This window comes from Humibacter albus DSM 18994 (assembly GCF_000421825.1).
Classification (GTDB): Bacteria; Actinomycetota; Actinomycetes; order Actinomycetales; family Microbacteriaceae; genus Humibacter; species Humibacter albus.
Genome location: NZ_ATXT01000017.1, coordinates 1 through 12,345 on the forward strand (window position 1 = coordinate 1; position 12,345 = coordinate 12,345).

At 65.5% G+C, this 12,345-nt stretch carries 7 protein-coding genes and 1 tRNA gene; 2 read left to right on the forward strand and 6 right to left on the reverse strand.

The features are described 5' to 3' along the window. Positions 1–136: 136 nt before the first annotated feature. From H623_RS0113500 to H623_RS19990, 5 genes are all read right to left on the reverse strand, one after another. Positions 137–210 (reverse strand) — tRNA-Pro (locus tag H623_RS0113500). A 195-nt stretch (positions 211–405) separates the two neighbouring features. Further along, positions 406–2,748, reverse strand: coding sequence for a transglycosylase domain-containing protein (locus H623_RS0113505; protein WP_026940334.1), 2,343 nt, complete (start codon positions 2,746–2,748; stop codon positions 406–408). 119 nt (positions 2,749–2,867) lie between these two features. Then, the gene (locus H623_RS19985; RefSeq protein ID WP_022901469.1) at positions 2,868–5,336 is read right to left on the reverse strand and encodes a transglycosylase domain-containing protein; all 2,469 of its coding nucleotides are present in this window, start codon (positions 5,334–5,336) and stop codon (positions 2,868–2,870) included. A gap of 162 nt (positions 5,337–5,498) precedes the next feature. Continuing rightward, entirely contained in the window at positions 5,499–6,494 is a 996-nt protein-coding gene (locus tag H623_RS0113515) for a metallophosphoesterase (RefSeq protein WP_022901470.1), read from the reverse strand. Continuing rightward, positions 6,491–9,151, reverse strand: coding sequence for a transglycosylase domain-containing protein (locus H623_RS19990; RefSeq protein WP_245558995.1), 2,661 nt, complete (start codon positions 9,149–9,151; stop codon positions 6,491–6,493). Before H623_RS19990 ends, H623_RS0113515 begins: the two co-directional genes overlap by 4 nt. Before the next feature lie 288 nt (positions 9,152–9,439). Between H623_RS19990 and sp36 the strand changes: the two genes are divergently transcribed. Both sp36 and H623_RS0113530 read left to right on the forward strand, forming a co-directional pair. Next, the gene (gene sp36, locus H623_RS21970; protein ID WP_022901472.1) at positions 9,440–9,598 is read left to right on the forward strand and encodes a Sp36 family protein; all 159 of its coding nucleotides are present in this window, start codon (positions 9,440–9,442) and stop codon (positions 9,596–9,598) included. Further along, positions 9,598–10,068, forward strand: coding sequence for a RidA family protein (locus tag H623_RS0113530; RefSeq protein ID WP_022901473.1), 471 nt, complete (start codon positions 9,598–9,600; stop codon positions 10,066–10,068). Before sp36 ends, H623_RS0113530 begins: the two co-directional genes overlap by 1 nt. A 104-nt stretch (positions 10,069–10,172) precedes the next feature. On the opposite strand, the gene acs is transcribed toward H623_RS0113530, so the two are convergent. Then, positions 10,173–12,146, reverse strand: coding sequence for an acetate--CoA ligase (gene acs, locus H623_RS0113535; protein WP_022901474.1), 1,974 nt, complete (start codon positions 12,144–12,146; stop codon positions 10,173–10,175). Between the last annotated feature and the right edge of the window lie 199 nt (positions 12,147–12,345).

Consider the following 12,345-nt stretch of genomic DNA (forward strand, 5'->3'; position numbering starts at 1 on the left):
TCAACGCCACCACCGGAGAACTCCTACGCGAACTGACCATCAACCTCGAACGCGACTACCAACCCCGCACAAAGCAATAGCCCGAACCCACACAACGTGGGTTCGGGCTATTCCGATGTCCTGAGACATCACAACGTCGGGGTGACAGGATTTGAACCTGCGGCCTCTTCGTCCCGAACGAAGCGCGCTACCAAGCTGCGCCACACCCCGATGGCCTCGAAAGGCCTCCATCAGAATACACGGTGCCAAGGGGTCCGGATGACCACGCGGGATGCCGGCCCAGAGCATCCGAAAGCCGTTCGCTCGGCCGCTGCTGCGGAGACTTGGCCTCAGCCGCCGGTCCCGTCTCCCGCTCCGCCACCGCCGCTACCCCCGGTGTCACCGGGCGTCTGAGCACCGCCGTCGTCATCGTCCGCCGGGGTTGCCGCCGTTGCCCGGCGCGCCGCCGTTGCCCGGGGCGCCGCCGTTGCCCGGGGCGCCGCCATTGCCCGGCGCGTTGTTCGCGGGAGGACTCGAGTTGCCCGTGCCCGGCGCGGGGCCGCCTGTGGAGGGAGTTGTCGTCGAGGGACGACTGCCGTACACCAGTTTGTTGTCCGGATCCGGCAGCGGGCCGGCGGGATACACCTGATCCAACGCGGTCTGGATCTGTTTCACGATCGAGAACTTGACGTTGTTGCCCTGCTGACCCTGGAAGTACACGTAGTGCATGTCGGTCGCACCGGAGATGAGCCCGACCCAAGTCGCCTGCGCTACCCGGGACGTGGACGTGACGAGCCAATTCTCGTGCGCGTAGTCGGTGGTGCCCGTCTTGCCCATGATCTGGGTGCCGTCACCCGGGTTCGCACCCGTGGCGGTGCCTGCCGTCATCACGTGCTGCAGCGCCCACGCGACAGTATCGGCCACGTTCTTCGGGATCGCCTGCTTGCACTGGGTCTTCGGCACCGGCAGCGACTTGCCCTCCGAGTTCACCACCTTGTCGATGGCGACCGGCGTGCACATGACGCCGCCGTTGGCGATGCCGGCGTACGCCTGCGCCATCGAGAGTGGTGCGATGTAGTTCGTGCCGATCACCATCGGCGGATTGATGACCCAGGGGTTCACCGACGGCGACGCGGAATGGATGCCCAGCGCCTCTGCTGCATTAGAGATGTCGCACAGGTTCAGCTTCGTCGCCATCATCGCGAACGCCGTGTTGACGGATGCCTCGGTCGCCTCGAGCACGGACATGTACCCGCCCTCCGACGACTCGTCATTCGCGACCGGCCAGACCACGTTGCCGAACCCGTCGCCGCACGTGGCGAAGTCCGACTCCGGGAACGAGTGCACGTTCGCGTTCACCGTCTCGTACAGCGTGTGACCCGCCTCGAGCCAGGCGATCAGATCGAACGCCTTGAACGACGAACCGGTCTGGAATCCGTTCGAGCCGCCATGAGCGTAGTCGGCAGCGTAGTTGATCGCCGTCGTGCCATCCGGTGCGGTCGCCCCGTCGTTGTACTGCTTGTTCTCGGTCATCGTCACGACGCGGCCGGTTCCCACCTCCATCGACACGTTCGCCGCGCCGAGGTCGAGGCCGGGATAGGACGGCGGAATGTACCCTCCGATCGCCGCCCGCGAGACGCCCTGCAGATCGAGGTTCAACGTGGTGTACACGTTCAGACCGCCCTGCTGGAACAGCTGCTGCCTCTTCTCCGCGGTCTTGCCGAAGGCCGTGTCCTGCTGCATGATGCGCTCGACGTAGTCGCAGAAGAAGCCAGCCTGGTACTTGACGGCGCTGGTGCACCCGGATTCCTTCGGGGTGATGTGCGGCTCGATCTTCGTGGCGACCGCGTCTTCGTACTGGTCCTGCGTGATCGTGTGTGCCTTGAGCATCCGTCTCAGCACATAGTCGCGGCGCTCCTTCGCTGCCGCGTAACCGCTCTTCGCCGTGTTGTCGAGGGAGTGTTTGTCGGGCTTGATCGACTCGTCGTCGATGCGCAGGTAGTTCGGGTTGTTCAGGATCGCGATCAGCGTGGCCGACTGCGCCAGCGTGAGGTTCTTCGCATCGACGCCGAAGTAGTACTGGGCCGCCGCCTGGATGCCGTACACCCGACCGCCGAACCCGACGATGTTCAGGTAGCTGAGCAAGATCTCGTTCTTGCTGTAGCGCTTGTCCAGCCCGATCGCGTACCGGATCTCCTGCAGCTTGCGCTGCACGGTGACCCCCGTCGCGTCTTCATAGCACTGCTCGAACTTCTCCTGCTGCTTCTCCTGCACGTCGGCGGCGGCGCTCGGATCGACGGCCTCGTCCTGCTCGCATCGTTGCACCAGGATGTTCTTCACATACTGCTGCGTGATGGATGACCCGCCCTGCACATCCTTGCCGGTTGCGGTGGACAGCGCTCCGCGCATGGTGCCGAAGACGTCGATCCCGCCCTCGGAGTAGAAGCGCGGATCCTCCGTCGAGACGGCCGCGTCCTTGACGGACTGGGCGATGGCATCCCACGCGACGTCTTCTCGGTTCTGAGCGTAGAACGTCGCGATCGGCACCTCCTTGCCACCCTGAGACGCGTAGAAGGTGGTCGTCTGGTCCAGGGGCTGGGGCTGCAGATAGTCCGGCAGGCCGTCGAAGACACCGGTCGCGTCGCTCACCGCGAGCGACGTCACCGCCGCCGCCGGCGTGATCGCCGCGACCACGAGAACTCCGGCCACCGCACTCGTCGCGATGAAGCCGGCTAAGGCCCCCCAGGCCTGTGCACGCGAAGCAGTCACGCGTTTCAGGCTACGCGCGCACGTCGATTTCGTGAGGGACTCGCCAGCGGATGTCCAGGCATCCGCCACGAGATCATCCGCGTCGTGCCTCGTCCCCGTCGGGCTTCACTCGCCCCGCGTCAGCCGCCGGTCGACGTTCCCGAGCCGCTGCCGCTTCCAGTGCCCGAGCCGCCGCCATCGCCGGAACCCGACCCGGTGCCCGAACCGCCGTCACCGGTCCCGGAGCCGCCGCCGGAGCCACCGTCACCGGATCCGCCGGTGCTGCCGCCTCCGTTCCCGTCGCCGGCGCCTTCGGTCGGTGCCGGGGTGCTGGTGCTGGACGGGTTGCCGCTGCCGGAGGAACCGGAAGTGGCGCCCGACGAGCCGTTCGTCGCCGACGAGGAGTCGGAGTCCGATGATGCCGACGATCCGTACAGCAGGGAGTTCGGCGGTGTCGTGAATTCCGTGCCGCCGTACTTGCCATCCAGCGACTGCAGGATGGCGCGCGCGGCATAGAACTTCGCGTACGCGAGTTCCGTGCCGTTGTAGTCGTAGTACTGCAGATTCTCCGAACCGGAGATCTGGCCGACCCAGATGGCGTTCGCAACCTTCGAGCTGGAAGTGACGAGCCAGTTCTGCTCGTAGTTGTCGGTGGTTCCCGTCTTGGCGAGGATCGGCGTCTCGTCCTCGGGGGCGGGGTTCGCGGCGGTGGCCGTGCCCGCAGTGATCACGTGCTCGAGCGTCCAGGCCAGGGCGGCCGCGACATCCTTCGAGATCGCCTGCTTGCACGTCGACTTCGGCACGGCCACCTTCTTGCCGTCGGTGGTGACGATCTTGTCGATGGCCACGTTGGTGCAGAAAACACCGTTGTTCGCGATGCCGGCATACGCGGTCGCCATCGTCAGCGGGGAGATGTAGTTGGTGCCGATGACCATCGACGGGACGATCTGGAACGGGTTGGTCGAGGGCGAGGCGGAGTGCACCCCGAGCGCTTCGGCGGTGTTCGCGATGTCGCACAGGTCGAGTTCGGTCGCCATCTGCATGTACGCCGTGTTGACGGACTCCTCGGTCGCCTGGAGCACCGACATGCTCCCGCCTTCGCTCGACGAGTCGTTGTAGACCTGGTAGGGGTTGCCGCTCAGCTGTCCGCCTTGGCACGATGCGCTGAAGTCGGACATCGGGAACGAGTACCCGGAGTAGTGACCGTTCACGGTCTCAGTGGCGGTGTGGCCCGCGGCGAGCCAGGCGGCGAGGTCGAACGCCTTGAACGACGAACCGGTCTGGAAGCCGTTCGAACCGCCGTAATCGTGATCGGTGTTGTAGTTGACCGCGGTGGTTCCGGCTCCGCCGTTGCCCGTCGCGTCGTACTTCTTGTTCTCCACCATCGTGACGACGCGACCGGTGCCGACTTCGACGGAGACGTTCGCACCGCCCACGTCCACGTCGGGATCGGTCGGCGGCACGTACTGGCTGAGCGCGCCCTGCGCGGTCGACTGAAGGTCGAGGTCGAGCGTCGTGTAGACGTTCATACCGCCACGCTGGAAACGCAGCTCACGAGCATCCGCCGTCTTGCCGAAGGTCTTGTCCTGCAGCATGACGTGCTCGACGTAGTCGCAGAAGAATCCGGCGTTGTAGGCGTCGGCTGCTTGACAGCCGGATGCCGTCGGCGTGATCTTCGGCGTGATCGGGGAGGCGACCGCCTGGGTGTACTGCGCTTTCGTGATCGAGTGGTGCACGAGCATCCGCTTGAGCACGTAGTTGCGACGTTCCAACGTCAGTTTGTAGCCGTTGTCGGCGTTGTTGTCGGGGTTGGATGCCTTGTCCTGGTCGATCCGCAGGTTGTTCGGGTTGTTCAAGATGGCGACGAGCGTCGCCGACTGGGTGAGGCTGAGGTCGTTGGCGTCAACGCCGTAGTAGTACTTCGCGGCCGCCTGCACGCCGTAGACCTGCCCGCCGAAGCCGACGATGTTCAGATAGGACTGCAGGATGTCGTCTTTGCTGTACTTCTTGTTGATGCCGACCGCGTAGCGAATCTCCTGCAGCTTGCGGGCGATGGTGACGCCGGCGGCATCCTTGTAGCACTGCTCGAACTTCTTCTGCTGCTTCTTCTGCTGTTTGGCGGAAGCGTCGGAATCCACCTGGTCCTGCTGGTCGCAGCGCTGCACGAGCACGTTCTTCACGTACTGCTGCGTGATCGACGAGCCGCCCTGCACTTCGCTGCCCGAGGTGGTGGCGATGGCGCCGCGAATGGTGCCGTAGACGTCGATCCCGCCCTCGGAGTAGAACCGCGGGTCCTCGGTGTCGACTGCGGCATCTTTCACCGTCTGCGCCATGGCGTTGAGCTCGACGTCTTGCCGGTTCTGCGCGTAGAACGTCGCGATGGCGACCTCCTGGCCGTCCTTCTTCGCGTAGAAGGTGGTCGTCTGGTCGAGGGGCTGGAGCGCGAGGTAGCTGGGCAGTCCGTTGAACGCGTCGGTCGCGTCGCTGATGGCGAGCGAGGAGACCGCGGCGGCCGGGGTGACGGCGGCGGCGACGAGTACGCCGGCCAGCGCACTGAACGCCACGAACGCGCCGAGGGCGCCGAGGACTCGCGAGCGTGGTGAAGTCACCCGGCGACGCTACGCGACCACTCTGGCCGCGTCGTGCACGCCGCCTTAGCCTCAGTTCAGAAAAGCTCGAGAGTCTTCACAGAAAGGAACGCGTGCCGCAGAGAACTCCTGGCTCAAGACATGCTCGACGCGATCTCCTGGCTCACGACATGCTCGACTGAGTCAAGACAGACTCGGTGTGAGCGTCATGAGCGTGGCCTCCGGGCGGCACGCGAAGCGCACCGGCGAGTAGATGGACGTGCCCAGCCCGGCGGAGACGTTGAGGTACGCGACGCGCAACGCGTGCGTCCAGGTACTGAGACCCTTCGCCTGGTGCCGGGGAAGGTCGCAGTTCGTCACGAGCGCTCCGAATCCGGGCACGCACACCTGGCCGCCGTGCGTGTGTCCGGCGAAGATCACGCTCGCGCCGTTCGTGACGAACGAGTCGAGGATGCGGCGGTACGGTGCGTGCGCCACGCCGACGGAGACGGTGGCCGGTTCCTCTGCGATGTCGGACGTGTCCGGCCAGGTGCCGTCGCTCACACCGGATGCCCGCAGCTCGTCGAGCTCGCCGATCATGCGGTCGATGCGGTCGAAGTGACGGTGCGGATCGTCCACGCCGAACAGTTCGAGCCTGGTCCCGTTGATCATCAGCTCATCGGCACGGTTGTCGAGATCGAGCCAGCCGAGTTCATCCGTGAAGAATCCGGTCAGCTCGGCGGTGTCGAGGTTCGCCGGTTTCGCCTGGAGCTTCGACGGACCGGTGAAATACCGCATCGGGTTCTTCGGGATCGGTCCGTAGTAGTCGTTCGACCCGTTGACGAAGACCCCCGGGGTGCCCCGGAACGGCTCGAGCGCGTATCGCACGCCCTCGAATCCGCGTTCGTGACCCAGGTTGTCGCCGGTGTCCACGATGAGGTCGGGGGCGAAGGCGGCGAGCGAGCGGATCCACTCCTGCTTGTCGCGTTGCCACGGTGCCATGTGCAGATCGCTCAGGTGCAGCACGCGGATCGGCTTCGCGCCCGCCGGAAGCACGGGAGCAGTGACCTGGCGCAGCGCATACCAACGCCGCTCGATCAGGGTGCCCCAGATCAGCGCACCGGCGGATGCAGCGCCGAGCGCGAGCGCGAGGGTTCCGATTGCGCTCGCGCTCGTGCTACGGCTGTGGCTTCGCGTCACCCGTCGCCTCCGTCTTGATCGTTGTGGCCGCCGCCGGTTGTTTTCGCTTGCACCTTCAGCGTGATGGTGGTGCCGGACTTCTCCTCCGAGCCCGCGGGAGGATCGGTCGCGGTCACCGTCGCATCCGAATCGCCGTTGTACTTCACGTTGAACCCGGCGGAGGTCAGCGTCGATATCGCATCGGACGCCTTCTTGCCGTGCACATCGGGCACCTGGGAAAGGTTGCCCTTCGACGTGTAGACGGTCACCGCCTCGCCGATTCCCGCCGTGGATCCGGCAGCGGGGTTGGTGCTGGCCACGGTCCCTGCCGGCTGCGAGGAGTCCACCTGACCGCCGTCGGCGTACTCGAGTCCGAGCCCCTCGAGCGTGCTCTTCGCGTCGTCCGGAGACTTTCCGCTCAAGTCAGGCACGGAGATCTGTTTCGACTTCAGCACGGAACCGGTCGGCTCGGGGAAGTTGTCGCCGCCATAGAGCCCGTTGATCGCGGCGATGATCGGCTTCGCGACATAGAGCTTGGCATCGCGACCGTAGTACCCGTTCAAGTACAGGCCACCGAAGTTGATCCACGAGCCGTTCGTCTGCTTCGTCTGGCCCACCCAGGTCGCCGTGGCGACCTTCGTCGTCGATGATACGAACCAGTTCTGCGCCGCCTCATCGGTGGTGCCCGTCTTGCCCATGATCGGGACGCCGTCGTTCGGGTTCGCGAGGTATCCCGTGCCGTGCAAGACGGCTTCGAGAGCCTTCGTCGCGCCCGCCGCGACGTTCGGATCCACGCCCTGCGTGCAGGTGGTCTTCGTCACCGGCAGCTCCTTGCCCGACGCGTCGAGAATCTTGTCGATCCCGATCGGCGTGCACCACTTGCCACCGTTCGCGATGCCGGCGTAGGCGGTGGCCAGCGTGAGCGGCGAGAGATCGTTGGTACCGAGGATGGTCGCCGGGCTGCCCTGCAGTTCGTTCGGCACCTCCTTGCCGGTGTCGTAGTCCCACGTGTACGGGCTCGCGGGGTGGATGCCCATGTCGAGGGCGGTCTGGCGGATGCCGCACAGGTCGAGCTTCGTCCCCATCACGGCGAAGGCCGTGTTCACCGACGCGGCCGTCGCTGACGTCACACTCATCGTGCCGCCCTCGCCCGGTCCGTCGTTGCCCACGGTCCATGTGGCCGTCGGCGCCTTGTCGGGACACGTGGTGTGCCAGCGGCTTGCCGGGAGCGTCGTGGCCGCCGACGGCGCGGTGACGTAGTCGTTGATCGAGCGGCCCTCCTTGAGCCACTCGAGAAGCGTGAACGCCTTGTACGTCGAGCCGGTCTGGAAGCCGCCAGAGCCGCCTTGGTCGTAATCGGTGTTGTAGTTGATTCCGGTGTAGTTGGGATCATCCGATGCCGACGCGGTGTATTTCGTGTTCTGCACCATGGTGATGACCCTGCCGGTGTTGAGCTCGACGGCCACATTGGTGCCGCCGAGCGCGACACCCGGCATCGCCGAGGGAACAACCGTGCTCAGGGAGGATTGCGCCACCGCCTGCAGGTCGAGGTTGAGCGGCGTGTAGATCTTGAGGCCGCCCGCCCTCAACAGAGCGTCTCGGTCATCGGCGGTCTTGGCGAGGCCGGTGTCCTCGGCGATAAGGTGCTGCACCCAGTCGCAGTAGTAGGCGGCCTGATATTGGGCGGCCGTCTCGCATCCGTTCGGCTGCGGCGTGATCTTCGGCTCGATCTTCGTCTTCACGGCCTCGTCGTACTGCTGTTGCGTGATCTTGCCGTTCGTCAGCATGCGCTTGAGCACATAGTTGCGCCGCTCGAGCGTGCGTGCGAAGCCGTTGTCGGCGTTGTTCGCCTTGTTCACGGACTTGTCCTGGTCGATGCGCAGGTTCGCCGGGTTGTTCAGAATGGCCACGAGCGTCGCCGCCTGCGTGAGCGTCAAGGTCTTCGCCGTCGCCCCGAAGTAGTAGCGTGCCGCCGATTCGACGCCGTAGACGGAACCGCCGAAGCCGGCGATGTTGAGATAGCCGTTGAGGATCTCGTTCTTGGAGTACTTCTTCTCCAAGCCGATCGCCTGCTTGATCTCCTCCATCTTGCGCGAGATCGTCGTCTCGGTGGCGTCCTTGTAGCAGCTTCGGTACTTCTTGTCCTGAGCCGCCTGGAGCTTCTTCTGCTTCTCCGCATCGGCGTTCGTGACGACCTTGTTCAGCTTCTCGCACTTCTGCACCTTGACGTTCTTCACGTACTGCTGCGTGATCGAGGAGCCGCCCGAGGTGGACTTGTGCAGGAGCTGGGTGAGGATCACCGCGCGGGCCGTGCCTTCGACGTCGATGCCGCCGTGCTGGTAGAACCGGGGATCCTCAGTCGCGATCGTGGCGTCTTTCATCACCTGCGCGATGTCGTCGGAACTGACCTCGACCCGGTTCTGCGAATAGAAGGTGGCGATGGGGACGTCTTTGCCGCCCTGCTTGGCATAGATCGTCGAGACCTGGGGGAGACTTTCGATCTGGAGATACTCGGGAAGTCCGTCGAACGCGTTGATGCCGCTGTTCGCGGCCATGCCGGTGACGGCGATCGCCGGGGTCACCGCAGCTGTCACAAGAAGACCGGCGACGACACTCATGCCGATGAATGCGCCGAGGGCGCCGAGCACACCTCTAGCCGTGGGTTTATGGGCAGACATGAGCGACAGAGTATCGGGAGAACCTGTCAAATCACGCACGGACGGCGGTCGGCGGTGGAGCAGAACGCCAGGTGCTCGCCTGGGGACGAGAGGATGTCTTCCCTCCCTGCGCGCAGGAACGGCGCCTCGGTCCTTCCCCGTGGCCGGGCCCGAGGCAGTGAGGGGCGTGCGCGAGTTGCGCGGAGCATCCGTGATGGGGTTGCCTGGGAAACGCGGCCACGAACCGTCGTGATCGCGTGATGACGCGCTGCGAGCATGAACACTCCGGCGTCGAGAAAGAAGGAACGGATGCGTCGCTGGGAGTACATGACCACGCCGCTCATCGTGCACAACACGACGGCGATTCTGAACAACTGGGGCTCTGAGGGCTGGGAGCTCGTGCAGATCGTCAGCGGCCCGGAGGGCGGGCTCGTCGCCTACCTCAAGCGCCCGGCGGAGGAGAGCTGATGGGCGCGTACGAAGCGCGTCTGGCCGAACTGGGTATCCGGCTTCCGGAGGTCGTTCCGCCGGTCGCCGCTTACGTGCCTGCGCTGGTGAACGGGTCTCTCGTGTACACGGCGGGGCAGCTGCCCATGGTGTCGGGTGCGCTGCCCATCACGGGCAAGGTCGGTGACGGACACGGCCTGGTACCGGTCGCCGACGCTCAGGACCTGGCCCGCACCGCGACCCTGAACGCGCTCGCCGCGGTGAAGTCGGTGATCGGCTCGTTGGACCGTGTCACGCAGGTCGTCAAGGTGACGGGGTTCGTGGCATCCGACCCGGCATTCACTGGTCAGCCCGGCGTCGTCAACGGCGCATCGCTGCTTCTCGGAGAGATCTTCGGGGATGCGGGCCGTCATGCCCGCTCGGCCGTCGGCGTTCCAGTGCTGCCGCTGGACTCCCCGGTGGAGATCGAGCTCACGGTCGCGTTCGAGTAACCCGGGTGGCGCGGACAGCAGCCGATTCACAAAGAAGGGCGGCCGGCATCGAAAGCCGACCGCCCTTCTTCTACGTCGACCCTTCTTCTGCGTCGACCGCGCGCTCAGTCTTCGGAAGGAGCTCCGCCGGCGAGCTTGTCCGTGATGATCGACATCACCGTGGTGTCTGCGAGCGTGGTGGTGTCGCCGACCGGACGTCCTTCAGCGACGTCGCGAAGCAAGCGGCGCATGATCTTGCCACTGCGCGTCTTCGGCAGCTCCTCGACGATGTAGATGTCCCGCGGGCGCGCAATCGCACCGATCTGCTTCGCGACGTGCGCGCGCAACTCCGTGTTGACATCCGTCGCCGCTGCGGCGTCGTAATGGCTGCGCTTGATGATGACGAACGCCACCACCGCTTGGCCCGTCGTGTCATCGGATGCTCCGACGACAGCGGACTCCGCCACGAACGGGTGTGCGACCAGGGCGGATTCGATCTCGGCCGTCGACAGGCGGTGGCCGGAGACGTTCATCACGTCGTCGACGCGTCCCATCAGCCAGATCTCGCCGTCTTTGTCCTTACGGGCGCCATCGCCAGCGAAGTACTTGTCGCCGAACTTGGCCCAGTAGGTCTCTTTGTAACGCTCCGGGTCTCCCCAGATGCCGCGGAGCATCCCGGGCCATGGCTCGGTGATGACCAGAAGGCCGCCCTCGTCGGCGCCGACGGACTTGCCGGCGTCAGTGACGACATCCACCGAGATGCCCGGAAGCGGCACCTGCGCCGCACCGGGCTTGGTGACGGTGACACCAGGGAGGGCAGACACCATGATGCCGCCGGTCTCGGTCTGCCACCACGTGTCGACGACGGGTGTGCGATCTCCGCCGATGACCTCGCGGTACCAGACCCAGGCCTCGGGGTTGATCGGCTCGCCGACCGACCCGAGCACGCGCAGCGAGGAGAGGTCGTACTTCTGCGGAATCTGCCGACCCTGCTTCATGAACGATCGGATGGCGGTGGGAGCCGTGTAGAACGTGCTCACCTTGTACTTCTCGATGAGCTGCCACCAGCGCCCGGGCTCCGGATACTCCGGAGTGCCCTCGTAAAGCAGCTGGGTCGCCCCGTTCGCCAGCGGGCCGTAGACCACGTAGGTGTGCCCCGTGATCCAGCCGACGTCCGCGGAGCACCAGTAGACATCCGATTCCGGGTGCAGGTCGAAGACGTACTTGTGCGTGTACGCCGCGTGCGTGAGGTATCCGCCGGAGGTGTGCACGATGCCCTTCGGCTTACCCGTGGTGCCGCTCGTGTACAGGATGAACAGCGGATGCTCGGAGGCGAACGGCTTGGCCTCATGGTCTGCGTCGACGAGCGGCATCTCCTCGTGCCACCAGAGGTCGCGCCCCTCGACCCAGTCCACGTCGTTGCCGCCGCGTTGCACGACCAGCACCTTCTCCACGTTGGTGCCACCGTCGGCGAGTGCAGCGTCGACGGCGGACTTCAACGGGAACACCGTTCCCTTGCGGTACCCGCCGTCGGCCGTGATGACGAGCTTGGCGTTGGCGTCGTCGATGCGCGAGCGCAGACTGTCGGCGCTGAAGCCGCCGAACACGACGGAGTGCACCGCGCCGATGCGCGCGACCGCGAGCATGGCCACTACGGCCTCGGGGATCATCGGCATGTAGACGGCGACCCGGTCGCCCTCGCGCACGCCGAGGCTGGTGAGCAGGTTCGCGGCGCGCTTCACGTCGGCCGTGAGCTCGGCGTACGTGATCTCGCGGGTGTCACCGGGCTCGCCCTCCCAGTACAGGGCCACCCGATCGCCGTTGCCGGCCAGTACGTGACGGTCGAGGCAGTTGTAGGTGACGTTGAGCTCGCCGTCGTCGAACCACTTGGCGAACGGTGGATTCGACCAGTCGAGCGTGCGGGTGAACGGCTTGTGCCAGTGCAGCAGCTCGTTCGACTGCTTCGCCCAGAAGCCCAGTCTGTCGGCGACAGCCTCCTCATAGAGCTCGGCGCCGGCGACGGCATTCGCCGCGAACTCCGGGCTCGGCGCGAATCGTCGGGATTCGTGCAAGAGATTGTCGATGGTTTCTGCAGACATCGGAATCGCTCCTTCGCGAGGTGTGTCAAGGGGCGGCTGGCACAACGCTGAAGACGATACCGGTTCTCGCCGACGCTCTGCGAACGCGCAGCACCTGTGAACACAAAACTGAACGCTGTGGAGAACGGCGGATGCCGTGCGGGTCGGCCCCTTCGGGTTGAGCAGCAGGCGGCGTCGTATCGCGTGGGACCGTGACCAG

Bases quoted from the DNA above. Each gene is read 5' to 3' on its own strand.
- H623_RS19990 (WP_245558995.1), bottom strand. From the start codon at position 9,151: ATGTCTGCCCATAAACCCACGGCTAGAGGTGTGCTCGGCGCCCTCGGC.
- H623_RS0113530 (WP_022901473.1), top strand. From the start codon at position 9,598: ATGGGCGCGTACGAAGCGCGTCTGGCCGAACTGGGTATCCGGCTTCCG.
- acs (WP_022901474.1), bottom strand. From the start codon at position 12,146: ATGTCTGCAGAAACCATCGACAATCTCTTGCACGAATCCCGACGATTC.
- sp36 (WP_022901472.1), top strand. From the start codon at position 9,440: ATGCGTCGCTGGGAGTACATGACCACGCCGCTCATCGTGCACAACACG.